The organism is Pseudomonas sp. Marseille-QA0892, assembly GCF_054950135.1.
Genome location: NZ_CM143104.1, coordinates 18937 through 37574, shown reverse-complemented (window position 1 = coordinate 37574; position 18638 = coordinate 18937). Strand labels below are relative to the sequence as shown.

At 59.9% G+C, this 18638-nt stretch carries 21 protein-coding genes; 8 read left to right on the top strand and 13 right to left on the bottom strand.

Translation table 11 applies throughout. The features are described 5' to 3' along the window. Nucleotides 1-3: 3 nt before the first annotated feature. The gene (locus tag ACY8D3_RS00180) at nucleotides 4-867 is read right to left on the bottom strand and encodes a MurR/RpiR family transcriptional regulator (protein ID WP_462380926.1); all 864 of its coding nucleotides are present in this window, start codon (nucleotides 865-867) and stop codon (nucleotides 4-6) included. Nucleotides 868-1061: 194 nt separating this feature from the next. Here ACY8D3_RS00180 and ACY8D3_RS00175 point away from each other — a divergent pair, with 194 nt between their 5' ends. Next, nucleotides 1062-2282: an amino acid deaminase gene (locus tag ACY8D3_RS00175; protein ID WP_462380925.1), complete on the top strand. Its 1221-nt coding sequence runs from the start codon at nucleotides 1062-1064 to the stop codon at nucleotides 2280-2282. A gap of 85 nt (nucleotides 2283-2367) precedes the next feature. Further along, on the top strand, nucleotides 2368-3339 hold the full coding sequence (gene kdgK, locus ACY8D3_RS00170) for a 2-dehydro-3-deoxygluconokinase (protein ID WP_462380923.1): 972 nt from the start codon (nucleotides 2368-2370) through the stop codon (nucleotides 3337-3339). A 36-nt stretch (nucleotides 3340-3375) separates the two neighbouring features. Here kdgK and ACY8D3_RS00165 read toward each other — a convergent pair whose 3' ends face one another. Further along, a complete protein-coding gene (locus tag ACY8D3_RS00165) occupies nucleotides 3376-3816 on the bottom strand; it encodes a GFA family protein (protein WP_462380921.1) in 441 nt (146 codons plus the stop codon). 121 nt (nucleotides 3817-3937) lie between these two features. Here ACY8D3_RS00165 and ACY8D3_RS00160 point away from each other — a divergent pair, with 121 nt between their 5' ends. Then, on the top strand, nucleotides 3938-4834 hold the full coding sequence (locus ACY8D3_RS00160) for a LysR family transcriptional regulator (RefSeq protein WP_462380919.1): 897 nt from the start codon (nucleotides 3938-3940) through the stop codon (nucleotides 4832-4834). A gap of 108 nt (nucleotides 4835-4942) precedes the next feature. Then, on the top strand, nucleotides 4943-5353 hold the full coding sequence (locus ACY8D3_RS00155; RefSeq protein WP_462380917.1) for a fosfomycin resistance glutathione transferase: 411 nt from the start codon (nucleotides 4943-4945) through the stop codon (nucleotides 5351-5353). Nucleotides 5354-5529: 176 nt separating this feature from the next. Here ACY8D3_RS00155 and ACY8D3_RS00150 read toward each other — a convergent pair whose 3' ends face one another. The 3 genes from ACY8D3_RS00150 to ACY8D3_RS00140 all read right to left on the bottom strand — a co-directional run bounded on the left by ACY8D3_RS00150 (nucleotide 5530) and on the right by ACY8D3_RS00140 (nucleotide 7680). After that, nucleotides 5530-6348 (bottom strand): suppressor of fused domain protein, encoded by an 819-nt coding sequence (locus ACY8D3_RS00150; RefSeq protein ID WP_462380915.1) that lies wholly within the window; start codon nucleotides 6346-6348, stop codon nucleotides 5530-5532. A gap of 285 nt (nucleotides 6349-6633) precedes the next feature. Further along, nucleotides 6634-7146 carry a hypothetical protein gene (locus ACY8D3_RS00145; protein ID WP_462380913.1) on the bottom strand — a complete coding sequence of 171 codons (513 nt, stop codon included), beginning with the start codon at nucleotides 7144-7146 and terminating at the stop codon, nucleotides 6634-6636. A 234-nt stretch (nucleotides 7147-7380) separates the two neighbouring features. Next, nucleotides 7381-7680, bottom strand: coding sequence for a hypothetical protein (locus ACY8D3_RS00140; protein WP_462380911.1), 300 nt, complete (start codon nucleotides 7678-7680; stop codon nucleotides 7381-7383). A 221-nt stretch (nucleotides 7681-7901) separates the two neighbouring features. Here ACY8D3_RS00140 and ACY8D3_RS00135 point away from each other — a divergent pair, with 221 nt between their 5' ends. After that, complete coding sequence (locus tag ACY8D3_RS00135) at nucleotides 7902-8393, top strand: DUF4126 domain-containing protein (protein ID WP_462380909.1); 492 nt, start codon at nucleotides 7902-7904, stop codon at nucleotides 8391-8393. Between the two features lie 45 nt (nucleotides 8394-8438). Here ACY8D3_RS00135 and ACY8D3_RS00130 read toward each other — a convergent pair whose 3' ends face one another. The 8 genes from ACY8D3_RS00130 to ACY8D3_RS00095 all read right to left on the bottom strand — a co-directional run bounded on the left by ACY8D3_RS00130 (nucleotide 8439) and on the right by ACY8D3_RS00095 (nucleotide 16823). After that, entirely contained in the window at nucleotides 8439-9065 is a 627-nt protein-coding gene (locus ACY8D3_RS00130) for a M15 family metallopeptidase (protein ID WP_462380907.1), read from the bottom strand. Between the two features lie 116 nt (nucleotides 9066-9181). Further along, nucleotides 9182-10465: a TRAP transporter large permease gene (locus ACY8D3_RS00125; RefSeq protein WP_462380905.1), complete on the bottom strand. Its 1284-nt coding sequence runs from the start codon at nucleotides 10463-10465 to the stop codon at nucleotides 9182-9184. Continuing rightward, nucleotides 10462-10962, bottom strand: a complete 501-nt coding sequence (locus ACY8D3_RS00120) for a TRAP transporter small permease (RefSeq protein WP_462380903.1) — start codon at nucleotides 10960-10962, stop codon at nucleotides 10462-10464. The genes ACY8D3_RS00125 and ACY8D3_RS00120 overlap by 4 nt, the downstream gene beginning before the upstream one ends. Nucleotides 10963-11027: 65 nt before the next feature. After that, a complete protein-coding gene (locus tag ACY8D3_RS00115; protein WP_462380902.1) occupies nucleotides 11028-12065 on the bottom strand; it encodes a TRAP transporter substrate-binding protein in 1038 nt (345 codons plus the stop codon). Between the two features lie 109 nt (nucleotides 12066-12174). Further along, the gene (locus ACY8D3_RS00110; RefSeq protein WP_462384494.1) at nucleotides 12175-13128 is read right to left on the bottom strand and encodes a LysR family transcriptional regulator; all 954 of its coding nucleotides are present in this window, start codon (nucleotides 13126-13128) and stop codon (nucleotides 12175-12177) included. A gap of 345 nt (nucleotides 13129-13473) precedes the next feature. Further along, the gene (locus ACY8D3_RS00105; protein ID WP_462380901.1) at nucleotides 13474-14304 is read right to left on the bottom strand and encodes a DUF1206 domain-containing protein; all 831 of its coding nucleotides are present in this window, start codon (nucleotides 14302-14304) and stop codon (nucleotides 13474-13476) included. 149 nt (nucleotides 14305-14453) lie between these two features. Further along, nucleotides 14454-14630 (bottom strand): hypothetical protein, encoded by a 177-nt coding sequence (locus ACY8D3_RS00100; RefSeq protein WP_462380900.1) that lies wholly within the window; start codon nucleotides 14628-14630, stop codon nucleotides 14454-14456. Between the two features lie 243 nt (nucleotides 14631-14873). Continuing rightward, a complete protein-coding gene (locus ACY8D3_RS00095; RefSeq protein ID WP_462380899.1) occupies nucleotides 14874-16823 on the bottom strand; it encodes a DNA topoisomerase III in 1950 nt (649 codons plus the stop codon). Between the two features lie 216 nt (nucleotides 16824-17039). Between ACY8D3_RS00095 and ACY8D3_RS00090 the strand changes: the two genes are divergently transcribed. The 3 genes from ACY8D3_RS00090 (at nucleotide 17040) to ACY8D3_RS00080 (ending at nucleotide 18452) form a co-directional block, all read left to right on the top strand. After that, nucleotides 17040-17330, top strand: a complete 291-nt coding sequence (locus tag ACY8D3_RS00090) for a Rho-binding antiterminator (RefSeq protein ID WP_462380898.1) — start codon at nucleotides 17040-17042, stop codon at nucleotides 17328-17330. Between the two features lie 209 nt (nucleotides 17331-17539). Further along, nucleotides 17540-17968, top strand: a complete 429-nt coding sequence (locus ACY8D3_RS00085) for a DUF6152 family protein (RefSeq protein ID WP_462380897.1) — start codon at nucleotides 17540-17542, stop codon at nucleotides 17966-17968. A gap of 10 nt (nucleotides 17969-17978) precedes the next feature. After that, nucleotides 17979-18452, top strand: a complete 474-nt coding sequence (locus ACY8D3_RS00080; protein WP_462380896.1) for a DUF2214 domain-containing protein — start codon at nucleotides 17979-17981, stop codon at nucleotides 18450-18452. Nucleotides 18453-18638 lie beyond the last annotated feature (186 nt).

Below are 18638 nucleotides of genomic sequence, written 5' to 3'. Positions count from 1 at the left end.
GGTTCAGTCCCCCAGCGGCTGGCGGTTATCGCCGCCACGGTGGGCGTCGAGCGTGAGTTTCAGGCGACGCAACTTGTCTCGCGAGCGCTGCCGGTGCCGTAGCGCCAGGCTCATGGCGAGCACGTCGATAGCGGCCAACATGGCGTAGCGCGACGAGGACGGGTGATAGATGAAATCCGTCTCGCGTGCCGCAACGGGGAGCACCACATTGGCTTGCTGCGCAAGGGGCGAATCCGATGCGGTGAGCGCCAGTACCCGCGCGTCGTAGCTGCGGGCGATGCGAGCGGCATCGACGATTTCCGGGGTGAAACCGGTGACGGACAGCGCGACCACTACATCACGTGGGTCGAGCGTTGACGCGACCATCCGAGGCATCAACGCCTGTGGATAAGCGCTCACGGCGTAGCCCAGGCGCACAAGCCGAAACTGCATCTCCTGGGCAAGCACAACCGAGCCGCCGCCCGCGCCAAATATGATGATCTGCCGAGCGTCGTCGAGCAGGTCGAGCGCACCGTCGATATCGGCATTGGCGATGAGCTCGCGGTTCAGGTCGAGCGTCTGCTTGGCAATCTCGTAGACGGCACCGATACCGTCCTCTTCGGTCGCCTCTTGGATAAACCGACGCCCTACCGCCAACGATTGGGCCAGACGCAATTTCAGCTCGCGTACGTCCTGGCAACCGATCGACTTGGCAAAACGCGTGACACTCGCGTCACTGACACCTGCGCGTGCAGCGATCGCCGAGATGTTGGCCCCCGTCACGAAGTCGATATCGTCGATCACCATCGCGGCGACCTTGCGCTCAGCTTCGCGCAAAGTCGGATACCGCTCCGTGATCCGCGACAGGATGTCTATTTCCAAATTCACTTCAAAACTCCGCATCCACCGAACAGGCAGCACCGAAAAGGCAACGCCGGAAGAGCGTCGCCTCGGTCGTGATAATTTCTAACGCAAATAAAATATTTGTGATAGTTATTTTCCGTGATTCAATCAAACGCAACACCGAAGGGGTCGTGAACCATCGGTCTCTGAGGCAAAAAATCACAATGAAGGACTCAGGTATGAAACCCGCTGATCTGTCGTCAGCGCCGCAAGGCGGCGTGGAAAAGGCTGCCATCGTAGGCTCGGGGCAGGCGTTGCTGCAGGACGTCTGCCTGCCTGCGGCGGTGGTCTACGAGCGCCCGCTGCAACACAACATCGCCTGGATGCAGGCTTTTGCGGAGCGTCACGGCGCCCGGCTTGCACCCCACGGCAAGACCACCATGACGCCCGGCCTCTTCCACCGCCAGCTCGAGGCCGGTGCCTGGGGCATCACGCTGGCGACTGCCGTTCAATGCGCCGCAGCGTTCGAACACGGCGTAACGCGCCTGCTGATGGCCAACCAGCTGGTCGGCACCGCCAACATGGCACTCGTGGCGGACCTGATCGCCAAGGGCGCGGAATTTCATTGCGTCGTGGATAGCGTCGACAACGTCCAGGCTCTCAATACGTTCTTCGCCGCCCGCGAGCTGCGCCTGCACGTCATGATCGAATTGGGCGTGGAAGGCGGCCGCTGTGGTGTCCGCAACGAGCACGCGCTCGACGCGCTCCTGGCAGCACTCGAGCAATCTCCGGCGCTGGTTCTGTCGGGCATCGAAGGCTACGAGGGCATCATCGGAGGCCAAACACCCGTCGCGGACGTGCGCGCATACGGTGATCGACTGGTCGATACCGTGATACGCCTGAAGCGTACGAAGGCGTTCAAAACCGATAAACCTGTGGTCACCGCGTCGGGTTCGAAGTGGTTTGATTTGATCGCCGAGGCCTTCGACCGGGCGGACCTGCGTGACGACTACATACCGCTGCTGCGCCCCGGCTGTTACGTCGTGCATGACCACAAGCTCTACGCCGGCGCAATGGAAGAGGTGAAAGAGCGGCATCCCGATCTGCAGGGTGAGTTGCTGCCTGCGCTGGAGGTCTTCGCCCACGTGCAATCGCTACCTGAGTCGGGCCTGGCCATCGTCGCACTGGGCAAGCGGGACATTGGCTGTGATCCCGACCTGCCGATGCCTCAACGGCTGTATCGCGAAGGGCAGGCACCTCGCGATATCAGGGGTTGGAGCGCGAAGCACATCATGGATCAGCACCTGTTTCTTTCGGTGCCGGCCGGGGAAGAGATCACGGTTGGCGACATCCTGTCCTTCGGTACGTCGCACCCCTGCCTCACCTTTGACAAGTGGCGCCAGGTACTGCTGGTGGATGATGAGCTGAACGTCTTGGACACCTTGCCGACGCGCTTCTAAAAGCCTCCCGGTCGGGGCGGCCATCGAAGGCTGCCCTACCGCATGAGCATCACTTCCACCGCCGCACCGCTATCCTGGAGCCCACATGACACGCCTTTCCAACCTGAATGCACCGGTTTCTGTCGGCCTGATCGGCGAATGCATGGTCGAGCTTCAGCAGCAGCCAGACGGCGGTATGCGGCAGACGTTTGGCGGAGACACGCTCAATACGGCGATCTACCTTCGCCGGGTGTCCGACCCGGGCAGCATCACCGTCGACTACATTACCGCCGTAGGCGAAGACCCGTTGAGCCAGGCAATGCGGGCACGCTGGCGGGAGGAAGGCGTCGGCGACGGCCAGGTAAGGGTCCTGTCGGATCGACTGCCCGGGCTCTACCTCATACAGACGGACGCCCAGGGCGAGCGGACGTTTCTCTATTGGCGCGGCGAGGCGGCTGCGCGCTTCTGCTTCGATGGCCCCGCAGCAGACGAGCTGCTGGCCGCTCTCTCCGGTTACCAAGTGCTTTACCTCAGCGGGATCAGCCTGGCGATTCTCACAGGCGAGGGCCGACAGCGCCTGCTGGCCGCGCTACGGCAAGCCCACGATCGCGGTACACGGGTCATCTTCGACAACAACTACCGGGCGCGACTCTGGCCGGACGCCGCCCACGCCCGCACGCAGTACGAGGCATTGCTGGCGTTGACCGACGTGGCGCTCGTCACCTGGGAAGACGATGTTGCCGTGTTCGGCTTCAAAACGCCTGACCAGCTGTTCAGCCATTACGAAGCAATGGGCGTTCGGGAAATTATCCTCAAGCGAGGTGCGCAAAGCTGCCTGCTGAACACACCCGAAGGCCGTGCCGAGGTTGTGGCGGAGCAAGTCGACCATATCGTGGACACCACCGCCGCCGGGGACTCATTCAGCGCCGCCTACCTCGCCGGCCGCCTACAAGGCGCAGCGCCTGAGGACGCCGCACGCTGGGGACATCGACTGGCAGGCACTGTGATTCAGCATCGCGGCGCGGTGATTCCGATAGCGTCCATGCCCAGCATGCCGACGCCTGTGCCGCATCCATAGCTGTCCCCTTTGTCCCCCAGCGGCGCGGTGATTGCCTTAATCCACTTGGCTCAATGCGGCGGCAAATGCTTCAGGCGTGGGGCTTTCCGGCCACGATGCGATACCACTCGGCAGGCTTAGCCACGACTGCTTGCGCTTGGTCCAGATATGCGCGACGGGCTCCAGGCTCGCGCGTTCCTCAAGCGTGCCGGCCCTCAACACCCACATGCCCGGCGCTGCAGACGTGGTGTTATAGATTCGGGTATGGCAGATCTCGCAGAGATAGTGATGCACGACGACACCCTGCGCTTCGTAGCTGTACTCGGTTACTGGGCCTGCAAGGGTAAACGCGTCGCTGGGCAGTAGCGCGTGCAACGCGAAGCTGCTGCCGCTCCAGGCTTGGCAGTCCAGGCAATGGCACGCATAGACAGGCATGGTCGTGTCCGCCATCGCCTGATAAGTAACGGCACCGCATCGACAGCTACCGGCTAACTTCATGAATAGATCTCCGTTTTGGCGCCATGCGCGATGGACAGATTTGGCGTGTTCGGAATAAGCATGCGTGAGCCGCAAGCTGATTAAAATTGTTCAAAGTTGCACAGCTGCTCATAGGAAATGTATGAACGCCCCAAACCTTCAGTGGGAAACCCAACGCGTTTTCCTGGCCGTCCTGCGAACGGGTAGCTTGTCGGCTGCAGCGCGCGCCCTCGGCATCGCCCAGGCAACCGCGCGCCGGCGTATCGATGCATTGGAGCAAAGTGTAGGGATCAATCTGTTTGTTCGTTCCCCGTCAGGCTTGATGCCCACTGATACGGCAAGGGAGCTGATAGGCCACGTCGAGTCCATGGCCTTGGCAGCCGAAGCGTTTACCCGCGCCGCTTCGGCGGAGGCTAGCGTGCTTCGTGGAACGGTACGGGTGACGAGCAGCGAATTGCTTGGCGTGGAAGTACTGCCCACCATGCTGCGTGACATTCGCATGGCTCAACCGAGCCTAGCGCTCGAGCTAAGCGTGTCCAACCGCCTGGAAGACCTGGCCTTGCAGGAAGCAGACGTGGCGGTGCGCATCCGCCGCCCTACGGAAAGCGCAGTCGTCGCCAGGCACGTCGGGGACTTGCACATTGGGCTGTATGCGACGCCGGAATTGCTTGCCCAATATGGCCATCCCGACAATCTGGGTTCGCTCAGTGAATATCCCCTCATCGGCCCCGATCGCAATCTGGTAGACGCCGCGTTTATGGAGCAACAGGGTTTCCCGTGCTCCCCCGTTCAGGCGGCTATTCGTACAGATCACCATCTGGCCCAGTTGGCGGCGCTCAGGGCTGGGCTGGGTATCGGCTTGTGTGCAAGTCAGCTGGCACAGCGCTATGGATTGGTACGGGTGCTGCCGGAGCGAGTCGATTTCCGTGTGGACATATGGATAGCGATGCACAACGACTTGAGGCGGGTTCGGCGCATCGCACTGGTATTCGACGCGTTGTCGCGATCGCTGTCACGCTTCTTGAACGAGGGTGAGTGAAGATGAATGCCGCCTAGCGCGCGTTCATCGCGCACCGTTTTAGTAAACCCACGTAAGCAGCGCAATGAGCATCTTCCAGCCGCGCCGGAAGAGCAGGATGACAAAGGTATGGTTACCGGGATAAACCACATCACGCTATCAGTCAGTGACCTTGAGCGGTCATTCTCGTTTTACACCGAAATCGTAGGACTAAAGCCCGTCGCGAAATGGACGCACGGTGCCTATCTGGTCGCAGGCGATCACTGGCTTTGCCTGTCGCTGGACGCAGAGACCCGTGACGGCCCGCATGCCGAGTACACGCACATTGCCTTTTCGGTATCGGCAACCACATTTACCGATTGCGCCGACTTCATAAAATCGCGTGGCGCCACGATTTGGAAAGAGAACATAAGCGAGGGCGCATCTCTCTACTTCCTGGACCCTGACGGGCACAAGCTTGAGCTTCATGCCGGCGATCTTGAAAGTCGCCTGGAGGCGCTCAGACGGCAGCCGTACAGGGGTCTTGAGCTCTACGAGTGATTGAAGCCCTAACTGCGCAAGCCGACGCAGCGCCTGCGCTTCCTGACCTCGCTTTATTATGCGCTTGCGCTGCAACCGCCAATCCGCCCGCCCTGCAGATAACAGGGTTCGGTACTCGAGCACTACGCTCCTGCACTCAGGTCAATCAGTCAGGAGCAGCGCAGTCGCGCGACCGGTCACACCACGCTGGCGCGCAGCAGGTCGCTGCGGTGCCCGACATCGGCCACCTGCAACCGCTGCACCAGATCCTCACGGGCGCCGCGCCCGCCCGCACGCACATAGTCAAGTTCCGCGGCGGTGATCAGTACCACGGGAATCAACGTGACCGGGGACAATGGCATGTCATCTAGACGCGTGGCGAAGTCAGGCGCCGGGCCGCCGAGCAGCACACCCACGGCATCGTCCTCACTGACGAACGTTGCGGGGATCTGCTCACCTATATGGCGTGACTGGCTTACGCCGGGCAGCTCCAGCGACAGAACTCCATACTGCTCAATCTGCTGAACGATGCCGCCAGCGTTGGCCACGGTTCCAGCCACATGTTCGATCAGCTCAAAAGCCCAGCTGGATTTAAGCGGGTCCACCTCGCCCGGCTTTCCGCGGGCATGCACCGGGATGTTTGCCGTCTCCAAGAACAGCTCCATCTCGAAGCCATTGCCCTCCCCTTCTTCATCATCGAAAGGGTCCGATAGGCCTTCGGTTGCGAGTGCTATTGCATCACCACGACGCACGACACGATAGGCCTGGCGGGTGGAAGGCCACTGCGGACCGCCGGAGAAACTCGGACTTATGAGGTAGGCCAGCACATCCCGTTCGAGGGTGCCAACCGACTGCCAGTGGCGATCCAGGCATGCGGCAGTGGCCTCCCGCGCGGCCTGATTGGCGGCATCGCACACATTATCGCTGCCAGATGCTTGCGTCGGCAGCGAGCCTGGCGTTGCTGCGTTGGTGGATGCTTTGGGTAAAAGTCCTAACAGCTTCCGGAAAAAGCTCATGAGCGTTCCTTGCACATTGGTGCCGCAGCGCAGTGGCAGCAGGCGGATTGGGCGGTAACGCGGGCATTATGGCGGGGTAACCAATTGGTGAAAACCGAATGGTTACCCGAGAATCAAGGATCAGAGACTAATGCCTTGCGGCGCAGCAGTATTGCTGCGAGGCTCTGACGTGAAAAAGGAGTGTGTATTGTCTGTGGGCGACTTCGAACTCCGATGGCCTTCAAGCGCCATGAGATAGGCGGTGAAGCGTCCGAATCTTTGCCCCGATAGGCTAGCCAGGTCGAATCACTCTACGTCCCGCTCAGCGCCAGGCTTCGACCCGCCGCGTGCGTACTTTCGCTGCAGGATCGCCGATGCCTCGTTATAGGCCGCCTGGAAGGTCTCGCTACCGATCCAGTCAACGGCGGCCGCCTCGTCTTCATCATGGAACATGCCGCGATAGACGATCAGCAGGCCCATCATGAAGTCGATGGCAGGCTCTTCGCCCTCCTCCGCGATCACCAGCTCCAGCACCGGGTATTGCAGAAACACCAGGCACATCGCGAGCAGGCTTATGCCTTCGGCGGCCTTCATTGCCTGGAACAAGTCGTCGTAGTCCGCTGGGTCGAAACCGTTTTCCTCGATATCCTTGAAGTCGAACGTGCTCAGGTCGATCTCGACATCGTCGAACGGCTCGTTGACCAGCGGATTGGCCAGGAGTGGGTGCGCGACCTTCGGCTTGGCTTTACCCGAACGATTTTGCTTGGCTTTGTCCTTGGCCCGCTGGGCACGTTTTCGCTGTTTGTCCGAAGAGGCCATGGGGCGCGTTCCTGTTCGATGCGGCCACGTTCATGGCCCAGAGTGATTTGTCTGGAATTGTACGCAGTCCTGGTCAGGTTCGGCGCTCGCATTGCAGGCTTTAGCTCTCTTCGTTTTGGCGTCAAGCGATCCGCTACCGCCCTAAATACGCTCCGTAGAGCCGTATTTTGCGCGTCCGCGAACCCCTCAATATGGCCAGCCGATACGCGTTCCCATAGCAGAGCAGTAGGTCAATTACTGGTGAGTATCCACGTTCTCAGCCGGATAAAATTCACCCTCCCTTTCCAGCGCTTCCAACCGCTCGCGGACGATTACCTCAACATTGGCCACCGCCGCCTGGTCGTCAGGGTCGATGAGTTGCACGCACAGGCGCCGGACATTCTGATCGTGGGTCCCCTCACTAAGCATCTCGTGAGTGAACACCTGCTCGCCACGCCATAGGCACAATTCGGTATGGGTCTGGCCAACCCAGATCTCGTTGATCGCGTCCAGATCGGTCGTAGCCAGTTGATCCACAGTAATCGTCTTGTCCATTGCGCTGTACCTTTTCAATGACGGGATACAGGTCAGACTTCCAGGCGCAGCGAGCCGTTCTCGGTCGGGGGCGCTCAACGGCTCCAGCCTGGTGGACCATGCTGCCGAAACGGGTCAATCACGTAACGCAGCGACAGAGCGTGCGACCTACGATGCCACCAGGCTGAACAGTCGCCCCGTACATCCGGTCCCTATTGGAACAACCACCGGGAGACGGGACGATGACGACAGCCAGCAATCTCTTATGGGGCGCCTTGGCGATTGGCGTGGTGACAGGCATGCGCAGCATGCTGGCGCCGACCCTGGTCAGCCGGGCGCTGGCCGAGCGTGCAGACATCGATGAGGCTGACGAGCCCGCACGCACCCTCGCGTCGCATCGAGCGCAGCAGTACCTGTTGCCGCTGGCTGCCGGTGAGTTATTGGGCGACAAGATGCCCTTCGCCCCGGACCGCACCATTGCACCCTCGATGCTGGTTCGTGCCGTATCGGGCGGCGTCAGCGCGGCGGCATTGGCAGGTGCGCGGCGACAACCCATATTGCTACCGGCACTGATCGGGGCGACCGCCGCCTGTGTTGCATCCAAGGTCGCGATTGATCTGCGCAAGCGATACGGCACCAACGCCTGGCTCAATGCGGGCCTGGGCCTGGCCGAGGATTGCATGGCCGTGGCGCTGGGCAATGCAGGGTTGCGTCGGGCCCTGCAGGATCGCTAAGCCAGGCTGCGCACCGCCCGCACCATCACGAGGGTTTTTCTTCGATCAACCCCTTAGCTGGCGCTCCCAGCGCTGCCTGATGCTCTGCACTTCGGTATGACCATAGAGCGCGTGATCGTGTCCGGTGCTCAGCGCCCATAGCTGATCGCCAAAATCGTAGTGCCACCACTCAGAATTGAGATTGCTGAAGCCAGCGCGAGTCATCGCGTTGTACAGCATCCTGCGATGAGAGCGTATCAACGACTCCTGATCGGTCGGGTGGGCGATTTGCTCGTAATAGCCGGTGTAGGACTGGTCACACGCGGCATCGAACTCGCTACCCATGTCGAGCCACATGCCGTCCTTGTCAGTCAACGTGACGTCAACCGCACCTCCGGTCAGATGTGGACTGGGCGACTCCTTGCTGATACTGGGGACCGAGACAAAGGACCGAATCAGATCTGCGACTTCTTCAGCTGAACAGTCGGGGTTAGCCGACGTGATTGCCTGGGACAGGCTTTGGTAAAGCTGGGTCTGGACGCTTAAAGGCCGCCAACCATCCAGCACCGTGAGATACACCCCGGACGGGAGCAAATCGGCTGCTTTTAGAAGTCGATCGTGCACGCCAGCGCGGACGAAGCAATCCGGCAACGCATCAGGAACGCCAAGGCGGTGGTAAATCGGGTAAACCATCAAGCGCCGGCTCAATCCCAACGCAACTAAGGGTTCATTGCTTTCATAGATTGGAAGGCGCGCGCACGCGCTCCAATCGGGGTCAGTTTGACGCCCGATTGATTTGTCGAGGTCAATCATGTTCCGTGAAATACCGATGGCAGCCAGAGTGTTATAGGGGGGTAAACGATAAGAAGCGCAAGCACCGCTATCGCGATCAGAATGAATGGAAGAATGCCTTTGAACATTTCAACAATGTCCAATTTGCTAATGCTTGCAACGATGAACAAACAAGCGCCCATAGGCGGCGTGATCATGGCGATGGTGACGTTCAGTGTGAAGATCAGGCCCAAATGGACAGGATCGACGCCAGCCATCATCGCAACGGGTGTGATCATCGGCGTCAAAAGCATCAGCACGGACACTTCTTCCATGAACATTCCGCAGATGAAAATGACCGCGCTGATGACGAAGAGCAGCAGGGTTGGATCATGTGCAAAGGGCTGGAGCAGCTCTGCGAATTGTGCGGCTATCTGCGTGTACGACAGTAGCCAGTTAAGGACTGAAGCCGCCGCGATGATGACGTAAATGGACGCCGTAAGACGCGCTGTTTCAGTCACCGATGCCCACATTGCCGACAACGTTAGCCGCCGCTGAATGAGCCCTGCTGCGATGACATACAGCGCAAGTAGCGCACCCGATTCAGTTGGCGATACGAGCCCGAAAACGATTCCGCAAACGATAATCACCGGAGCAACGAGCGCCGTAGAAGCCCCCGCTACCGCTGCGCCCAATTCGCCAAGCGTAGCGCGCTTCCCGCTCGCAGGAAGGTTGTGTCGATGCGCGTGAACGGCATTCATCAGAAGAAATGCCGCAGCGAGCACGAAGCCTGGAAGCACGCCGGCCAAGAAGAGATCGCCCACTGACGTGTTCGTCAGCGAGGAATAAAGAATCATGAAGATGCTTGGAGGAATGATTGGGCCGATCAATGAGCTACCTGCTGTTAAGCCAGCAGCGAATTTTCGGCTATACCCTTCCTTCTCCATTGCAGGCACAAGGAGCGTACTCAGCGCCGACGCGTCTGCCGCTGCAGAGCCGTTCACTCCCGCGAAAAATACGCCAGCGACGACATTCACATGCCCAAGCCCACCGCGAAAATGCCCAACCAGGCGGTTGGCTAGCAGGATAAGACGAGGCGTCATCCCGGAGTTGTTCATCAAGTTGCCAGACAGAATGAACAGGGGAATCGCCATGAGCGAAAAGATATCCATCCCACCAAAAAAGCGCTGAGGGAGGGTGCTGACAAACAGGCCTGGATCTACGAAAAGAAATCCTACGGCCGCCGCCAGAATCATGCATAGAAAGAGCGGAACGCCTAGCAATAGGTTGATAGCGAAAACCGCAAACATCGCGTAGGTCATGAGTGCGCCCTTTCATTTAACCGGTCGAGATGTTCCTGCTTGGGCCAGGGCCCCTGTAGGAGCATCTGAAGCACCAGTAGCCCAAAGCCAATCGGTAATGCCATCAGCGGCCAGGTGCGGCTTACGCCCAGGCCCATCGAGCGAAAGCGCCCGGCCCCGATTGCGTAGCGATAGCTTGCCCAGGTAGCGAATGAAAAGACTGCGAGGGCCAGCAGCCATTTGTACGCACGCAGCCATTTCACAATGGGCCCCGGCATACGATGATCGAGAAGGCTCACTTGCATGTGCCCCCCTTCGACCCAGACCGCCCCGGCTGCCATCATCACGCAACCAATCACGGAGTAACGTGCAAGTTCGTCACTCCAGATGGGCGAAGCGCCAATTAGATAGCGGGCTGCCACACTTCCAATCAATACGATCAGGTTGAGAAACAGCAATGCTGCGGCGACGTGGATCAGCCATCCGCGCAAACGATAAACAAAGGGAAGTGGCCCCACGACGTGGTCTCCATGGACAGATAGTCATAACCCGCCACGACGTTGCGTCGCGGCGGGCAAGTCAGTCAGTGATGCTCTAACCCAACATCGCTGAGCGCTTTATCAATCCACTGCTGATCCACGTTTTGCTTCTTCAGCCATTCAATGTATGAAGGCTGTGCCGCGTCGCGAAACGCCTTAAGGTCCTCTTCGCTAGGCGTGATAATTTCCATTCCCGACTTGGCCAGGAACTCAAGCTCCTTTTCCTGACTTTTTGCGATGGCCTGCCTATTCAACTCGGAGGCTTCAACGGCCGCATCTACCAATGCTTTTCGATCGCTTTCGCTGAGACCGGCAAGCATTTGCCCATTCGCTACGAGGAATTGATCGGAGTACTGGATATTGGCCAGAGTCAGGTACTTCTGTACTTGGTATAGGCTTCCCATAATGATGTAAGAGGTCGGGTTCATCTGGCCGTCAGCTACACCTGTACGCAATCCCATATAGAGCTCGGTCCAGGGAATCGGTGTGCCAGAAGCGCCGAAAGACTCGTAAAGCGCGACCTGGCTGGGATCCATTGCTCGAAAGCGCAAGCCTTTGAAATCTTCAGGCGACTTGATCGGCTTCTTGCTATTGGTGAAGTTCAGGAATCCGCCTTCTTCAACCACTGCCAGCAGCTCGGTGTCGGTTCGCTTCGCGAATTCCTTCTTCGCGTCTTGCCAGTAGGTGCCGTTGTCAAAGAAGTCGTGAGCCGCAGCCGCGTCCTTGAACATGAACGGAATTGCGCTGACGTAGATTTCCTCGAACACTGGAGAGATGCCGCCGAAGGACGCGATGTTCAAGCCAGGCGATGTCATCACCTGTTCCATCCGCTGCTCCTCTTCACCAAGCATGCTGTTTGGATAGAGCTTCAGCTCGAGGTTACCGCCGCTCTTTTCTTCAGCCAGTCGCTTAAGGTTTTCAGCAAACAAATGAACCGGATTTTTTTCCGCGTCAGTCGTCCCGTTGTAGCTCAGATTGATGGTCGTGGCCGCTTGTGCGGTAGCAGCGGCGACAAGCAAGCCAGCAATACCCAGCACGGAGCCCGCACGGCGAGCCCAGCCTTTCAGCAAATTCGAATGCATTTGGTTTTCCCTTGTAGTTATGGCAGGTCGAATATAAAGCGGACCGGAACATCCTTCGGGCGGGATGTTTACGGGATAGGGCTAATCTAGAGGGTGCGCTGTTGACTATTCAATCAGCGGAGTGATGCGTACAGCGCAACACCAAAGGCGCATCGCCATTGAAAAAGCGCGTGGCCCTTCTGAGGTACGTGAGGCACTTCATGCTTGCAAGGCTCAGTTCGCGATTGCGATGGCTGACTATCCGCGCCCTTGCACCACTTAGCGCCGATGCGGCTGCAGGCCTGGCGCAGATGTGGCCCTGTTCAATGTCACGCATCACGGTCAACTTTGGCATGAACGTGACGCCGATGCCGCTCTTCACGAAATTGATCAATACCGCTACGGAATTGGTTCTTAGGCGCGGCTTCAATTCGATCCGCTCCAAACGCGCCGCGATCCTCATGAGCTGCCCCATCCCCGTGCTATTGCGGATCATGGCGAACGGGTATCCCTCCAGTTCGGCAAGCTGCACGGGGGCGTCTGATTCCAGGAGGGGGTGGTCAGGCGGCGTGATCAGCTCCATCGGCTGAGCTGTATCGGCATGCACCAGTAGCTGATAGTCCTCAGGCGGTGAGTAGATGAAGGCGAAGTCAACGCTATCGTCCTTGATAAGCCCTACGGCTTCGTTTGCTCCCGCCATGCGGACTTCAAGCTCAATACCTGGGTGGGCGCGTAGGAATTCCTGCAACGGCTGCGCGATGAGATCCGCGATGAATCCCTCCCCGACGGCAATGCGCACCTCCCCCTCACTGAGGTCACTTAACGCACCAAGCCGCGATAGCGTGGCCGCCTGGCTTGAGAGCTGCTGCTTGTAGTGTTCGATGAGCAGTTTTCCTGCCGCAGTCGGGCGTGCGCCGGAACTGGATCGCTCCAGCAGACGGTGGCCTATCTCCTCTTCCAAAGCAGAAATCTGACGGCTTACCGACGATGGATCAACGTTCATATGTTGAGCAGCCCGTCGCAGTGATCCGAAGTGCACCACTTCACTCAAGCATGCAAGAGCGCGCGGATTGAGGCTTATCATCGTGTCATTCGCCGAAGTAGGTTGCGTGTTCTGGGCCACGCTCATGTATTCAGAGGCGGCTAAGCGCTGTCGAGCCATTTTAACTGCATGTACGCGCCCAGGCCTGTCGGCCGCGGGCAAGCGCGCATATCAGCACTGCATGCTGCATTCGCTAACGCAAATGCAGCATGCAGTGCCTGTGCAGCGTACCTGCGGAGGTAGTGGCCACCCGGGCAAGCCAGAACTAGCCCGTCTTAGGGGTACAAGCCATTTCGAAGTCTCCAACCTTCATCGCTGAGCCCAATTGCAGGGCTGCGCTATGCACATGTGCCCATTTCAAGAACGGTCGCCCAGGGCAATGAGGGATTAGTCAAAGACTGCAGCGGTGTCGATACGCCGCCAGACCGCTTCGGAAAAGCTGTAAAGCGCGAACGCGATCAGCCCAGCGCCGATCATTCCTAACCAGAACGTGCCAAAGGGCAGCGATTGCAGGGCGTTCAGTGCATCTTCAAGGCCTGGCGGTTCGGTGGGCTCGTAGCGCGTACCGCCATTGAAAAGCATGCCGGCCACAACCAGGAAGGAGACGCCGCGAGCGATCAGCCCAACCTTCGAGACAGGCGTCACCCAGCGCATGACGTCGTCCGAGGCTTCGAAGTACTTTTCGAATTTGGCCTTCCACCCCTTGATGATGTGCACGATGCCGACGCCCAGCGGCACCAATGCCACCAGATAGACCAGATAGTTCGAGTACTTCCAGCCCAATAGCCCTGAGAGGAAATCGCCGTTGCCACCGCCTCCATTGGCGGATTCCCCGAGTGAGCTTCCCAAAAGGCCCAATGTGAAGAGGGTCAGCAGGCTGTAGCTGATAGCGCCACCGATAAGCCCCGTACGCGCGGCGAGCCCTTTGGCATCGGTGCCGTGGCCCTCCGGGTCGGTGATGGCCTGGGTCAGACGCCACGCGACGTAGGCAACAAGCCCTACCACCATCATCCATAGCAGCGTTTCGCCGAAAGGCTGCCCCAGTATTTGGGCGATAGCGCCCTTGGTGCCAACCGTTTCCCCACTGCCCCAGGCGGCCAGCAGCGCGAAGATCCCGATGATCAGATACACCACACCGCGGGCGGCGTAGCCTGACCGGGCGAGCCAGACAATGCCTCGGGAAAGTTCGCCTTTGGCATGACTGACGGGGTTGTGCATGGTAAGCATCCTGTGTGGGTGGGGGCAGACAACGATGCAGTTGACACCCATCACGGGACGGCAGTTTCGATCGATCAGCCGTGTGCTGCTCAGCTGAGGGCGCGAGTCGCAGCGACGGCAGACCCAGCTAACGCAGCCGAGTGACGCGCTTACAGGACGACCGAATCCCCTTCCGAATCGGTGATGCCGAAGCTCTCGACCCAATCGAATTTCTCGTCGCTGAGCAGGATGGTGATCTCTTCCTTCGCCTGCTCGAGCGTCTCGCTGGCGAGTACGTGCGTCTTGGATTCGCCGTCGGCGTCGAACATGTGCAGGGTGTAGTTCATGGGTATTGTCCTCATACGACTTGGTTCAGGCGCGGCACTCTATAACGTCGAGGGGCCGAGCAACAGGCCTACAGGATTTAGCGCCAGCGCCGGCACACAGCAGACCCAGCCTGTCTGACTTATCCACGCCAGATGGGCCAAATTGCATTGAACTGAAAGCGTTTAACTGACCGCGTAACCTGCTTTCGGCTAGAAGCAGCTAGCCTACTCCTAAATCGATCCGCGCTCTTTGCCGCTTTTTCCCTATGTCGTGCTGGCTGGCTTTGCCGCACGCCGCGCACGTGGGGCGGCCTTGCGAGCGCCGCCCTTACGCTTCTTCTTCCAGGATGCGCCGCGCCCGGCTGGCGTGGCCGGGCCGCTGATCGTCAGACGCACGCCCTTGCAACGCTCCACCTGTTTGCTCATCCACGCGGATTGCTTGGTGACGAACTCGTCCAGGCTCATCTCGCCGCTCTGGACCATGTCCAGCGCCTGTTCCCAAATCGCCGTGGTGCCGGGGTCGGCAATGGCGCGCGGCACGGCATCGATCAGGCTGAACGCCGCTGGCGTGGCGGCAAGCGCCTTGCCCTGTCGGGCCAGGTAACCGCGGTCGAGCAGCCCCTGGATGATGCCCGCGCGGGTCGCTTCGGTGCCAATGCCGGTGGTGTCCTTGAGCTTCTGCTTTAGCTTGGGGTCGTCGACCAGCTTGGCGACGTTCTTCATCGCCTTGATCAGATCGCCTTCAGTAAACGGCTTGGGCGGCTGAGTCCAAAGATCCTTGAGCGTGACCTCAGCCACTGGATACAGCTGCCCCTTGTGCAAGGCCGGCAGGGTTTGCGCCGGTGACGGCGCGTCAGGTCGACCACGTGGCGCCAGCGCTTCGGGCAAGGCGCGCTTCCAGCCGGGCTCGACGATCTGCTTGCCCACTGCGCGTAACGCTTCCCCCGCGCAGTCGAAGTCGGCCTGGGTGCGATCGTATTCATGAGCGGGGAGAAACTGCGCCAGATACCGCGCGCGGATCAGGGCATAGACCGCCCGCGGCTTACCTGTCAGGCGTTCTAGCCCACGCGCGGCGGCTGTGGGAATGATGCCGTGGTGCGCGCTGACCTTGGCATCGTTCCAGGCCCGCGACTTGCGTTTGGCATCGAGGTGCGGCTTGAGGCTGGCCAGCCCCGAATCAGCTTGCATCAATGCAGCCAGGATGCCCGGCGCCTCGCTGTGTTGGCTCAACGGCAGGTAGCCGCAATCACTGCGCGGATAAGTGATGAGCTTGTGGGTTTCGTACAGGCCCTGGGCAATGTCCAGGGTTTCCTGAGCGCCGAGCCCGAGCTTTTTCGAGCAGATCTCCTGAAGGGTCCCCAAATCGAATGGCAGCGGCGCCGCTTCGCGCATGCGCTCGGTCTTGAGCGCGTGCAGGCGCGCTTCGCGGGCATTGCGCATGCGCTCGGCCGCCTGCTTGGCCAGCTCGGGATCGATGCAGCGGCCCTGGTCATCGCAGCGATCCTCCGCCGCGCGCCATTGGGCCGTGAATGGCGCGCCCTCGCCCTGCAACTGCACATCGATGGCCCAGAACGGCTGCGGGACAAAGTTGGCGATGCTGCGGTCGCGGTCGACGACCAGCCGCAGCGTGGGTGTCTGCACGCGGCCCACCGGCAGCACACCCTGATAACCGGACTGACGCCCAAGCAAGGTGAACAGCCGGCTCATGTTCATGCCGATCAGCCAGTCGGCCCGAGAACGGCCCAGCGCCGACTGATAGAGATTGAAGGTGTCCGCCCCGGCGCGCAGCCCGGCCAGCGCCTTGCGGATGGAAGCATCATCCAACGCCGACAACCACAGGCGCTGAATGGGCCCTCGATAACGGCAATGCTCGACCAGCTCACGGGCGATCATCTCGCCTTCACGGTCGGCGTCAGTGGCGATCACCAGCGCGCTCGCTTCGCCCAGCAAGCGCTTGACCGCCTTGTACTGGCTGGCCGTCTTGGGTTTGACCTGCATCTTCCAGCGCTCGGGCACGATGGGCAGATCGGCAAGCACCCAGCGCTTGTAGCGGGCGTCATAGCTGTCGGGCGGCGCGGTTTCCAGTAGATGTCCGATGCACCAAGTCACGGTAACCCCGCCACCTAGCCAGCAGCCATCACCACGACGTGTTGCGCCAAGCACCTGCGCAATATCCTTGGCCTGGGAGGGTTTTTCGCAAAGAAACAGCCGCATCGATAGTCACTGGTCTGCCACTACGCGCACAGCATGCGCAGCGACCGAGGCTCAGGCAAGTTTTATCTGTATGGATATACAGATATTTGTGAGCTGGATACAGCCGGCATGGCGCCCGACCATGCTGAAACCTGCTGAACGTCCGCAGTGGATCTAGTCGAAGCCATTGCCGAAGACGGCTTTTTCATTCTCAAACTGCAAGCTGGGAGGTGTGAAATGGCGGCCTATATACCGTTGCACTGCGACCTGCACGACTACCTGGAGATCGCCTGTCTGTATGGCTACACGCTGAACATCGAACTCACTGACGGCCAGCAGTTGACGGCCCGCGCGATAACCACGCGAACCGCTTCCACCCGAGAAGAATTTCTTGAAGTCGATACGGGGGACGTACGCCAGGAGATTCGCCTGGACCAGTTGTTGGCGATCGCGCCGCTTGATAAGAAAGCCCGATTTGGCCGGGTCGTGCTAGCGACTGATCAGGCCAACCCCTCTACTGACGCTTAAAGCGCAGGAGCAGCAATCGACATGGCGATGTCCACCGTAGGGCACTCCTGCTAGGGTTTTGTAATCCACGCCAGGCAGCCTCCGGCCCCCCAAGCCTGCCCCCCATCGCATTCAGCACCGTTGGCACCGGTGGCGCTTGTACTTTCATGACCGAGCGCTAGGGTTCGATGAGTCGGACACTCATCCATTCGGAACCTGGGAGCATGACCATGTGGGTATTAAGCGAAAGCCACGCCACCCGCGCCGTCACGGCGCGCCCGTCCGTACATCGCATGGCCTCGCTGCTTTGTGTCGCTGCGATGGTGCTGTTTGCAACGCAAACCTTTGCGCACCACGGCTGGTCGTGGGCGGAAGAAGAGCAGTCGGAGCTGCAGGGCACGATCAGCGAGATTTCCATGGCGCCACCTCATCCCGCCCTTCGCGTGAAGGCCGAAGATGGCCGCGAGTGGCAAGTCGACCTGGGCAACCCAAACCAGACGCAACGTTCCGGCTTCACCGGCGATACCGCCAAGATGGGCGATGACGTCACCGTGCTTGGCAACCGCACCAAAGAGCCGAACAAAGCCCATATGAAAGCCGTGCGCATCACGGTCGGGGGCAAGCAGTACGACATGTATCCGGAGCGCATCAAGGAGTGACGACACGGCGATGACGGCCTTTCTGCAATCAATCGCCGGCTGGCCCGGCGCCGTCTTCCTGCAGGAACACTGGATCGCCTATCTCATCGTCAACGCGGCGCACATCCTTGGCATAGGGCTACTCCTTGGCGCGATCCTGCCGCTTGATCTGTGCCTGTTGCGCTCAACACGCGGGCGAGACCTGCCGGTCCTTGGCCCCTTTCTCATACGCGCAGCGGCAACAGGGGCCACGCTCGCGGTAATCACGGGGGTCTGGCTGTTCTCGGTGAGGCCGGTCGAATACGCCGAAAACCCAGCCTTTCGCTACAAGGCAGCACTCTTGGTACTGGCTGCCTGCATAGTCGCACTGCAGCATCACGGTGAGTCCTTTGTGACTGCCCTGCGCAGCGGCCGCCCAGCGGTGCGCGTTCGCGCCTTGGCCGCCGCGTCAGCCGTTGTTTGGTTGTCTATTCTCGTCGCTGGCCGGTGGATTGGATTCGTATGAGGTTGGGTTACCGATGAAGGTAGTCAGTGGCACACGCGGTGATCGCACTGACGTTTTGCTGATGTGCTCTGACTGCCTGAGTCTGTTTCGTACGGGCAACTTTCAGCCAGTACCGCGCACTGCCCCCCGATAAATAAATCTGTCTCCTGTTTCCATCAAGCTGCGCTTTCAATCGAACACTGGCTA

What these genes read in the sequence shown, in the direction of transcription:
- ACY8D3_RS00175 (WP_462380925.1), top strand. Translation starts at nt 1,062, where the DNA reads ATGAAACCCGCTGATCTGTCGTCAGCGCCGCAAGGCGGCGTGGAAAAG.
- kdgK (WP_462380923.1), top strand. Translation starts at nt 2,368, where the DNA reads ATGACACGCCTTTCCAACCTGAATGCACCGGTTTCTGTCGGCCTGATC.
- ACY8D3_RS00165 (WP_462380921.1), bottom strand. Translation starts at nt 3,816, where the DNA reads ATGAAGTTAGCCGGTAGCTGTCGATGCGGTGCCGTTACTTATCAGGCG.
- ACY8D3_RS00160 (WP_462380919.1), top strand. Translation starts at nt 3,938, where the DNA reads ATGAACGCCCCAAACCTTCAGTGGGAAACCCAACGCGTTTTCCTGGCC.
- ACY8D3_RS00155 (WP_462380917.1), top strand. Translation starts at nt 4,943, where the DNA reads ATGGTTACCGGGATAAACCACATCACGCTATCAGTCAGTGACCTTGAG.
- ACY8D3_RS00150 (WP_462380915.1), bottom strand. Translation starts at nt 6,348, where the DNA reads ATGAGCTTTTTCCGGAAGCTGTTAGGACTTTTACCCAAAGCATCCACC.
- ACY8D3_RS00145 (WP_462380913.1), bottom strand. Translation starts at nt 7,146, where the DNA reads ATGGCCTCTTCGGACAAACAGCGAAAACGTGCCCAGCGGGCCAAGGAC.
- ACY8D3_RS00140 (WP_462380911.1), bottom strand. Translation starts at nt 7,680, where the DNA reads ATGGACAAGACGATTACTGTGGATCAACTGGCTACGACCGATCTGGAC.
- ACY8D3_RS00135 (WP_462380909.1), top strand. Translation starts at nt 7,902, where the DNA reads ATGACGACAGCCAGCAATCTCTTATGGGGCGCCTTGGCGATTGGCGTG.
- ACY8D3_RS00130 (WP_462380907.1), bottom strand. Translation starts at nt 9,065, where the DNA reads ATGGTTTACCCGATTTACCACCGCCTTGGCGTTCCTGATGCGTTGCCG.
- ACY8D3_RS00125 (WP_462380905.1), bottom strand. Translation starts at nt 10,465, where the DNA reads ATGACCTACGCGATGTTTGCGGTTTTCGCTATCAACCTATTGCTAGGC.
- ACY8D3_RS00115 (WP_462380902.1), bottom strand. Translation starts at nt 12,065, where the DNA reads ATGCATTCGAATTTGCTGAAAGGCTGGGCTCGCCGTGCGGGCTCCGTG.
- ACY8D3_RS00110 (WP_462384494.1), bottom strand. Translation starts at nt 13,128, where the DNA reads ATGATAAGCCTCAATCCGCGCGCTCTTGCATGCTTGAGTGAAGTGGTG.
- ACY8D3_RS00105 (WP_462380901.1), bottom strand. Translation starts at nt 14,304, where the DNA reads ATGCACAACCCCGTCAGTCATGCCAAAGGCGAACTTTCCCGAGGCATT.
- ACY8D3_RS00100 (WP_462380900.1), bottom strand. Translation starts at nt 14,630, where the DNA reads ATGAACTACACCCTGCACATGTTCGACGCCGACGGCGAATCCAAGACG.
- ACY8D3_RS00095 (WP_462380899.1), bottom strand. Translation starts at nt 16,823, where the DNA reads ATGCGGCTGTTTCTTTGCGAAAAACCCTCCCAGGCCAAGGATATTGCG.
- ACY8D3_RS00090 (WP_462380898.1), top strand. Translation starts at nt 17,040, where the DNA reads ATGGCGGCCTATATACCGTTGCACTGCGACCTGCACGACTACCTGGAG.
- ACY8D3_RS00085 (WP_462380897.1), top strand. Translation starts at nt 17,540, where the DNA reads ATGTGGGTATTAAGCGAAAGCCACGCCACCCGCGCCGTCACGGCGCGC.
- ACY8D3_RS00080 (WP_462380896.1), top strand. Translation starts at nt 17,979, where the DNA reads ATGACGGCCTTTCTGCAATCAATCGCCGGCTGGCCCGGCGCCGTCTTC.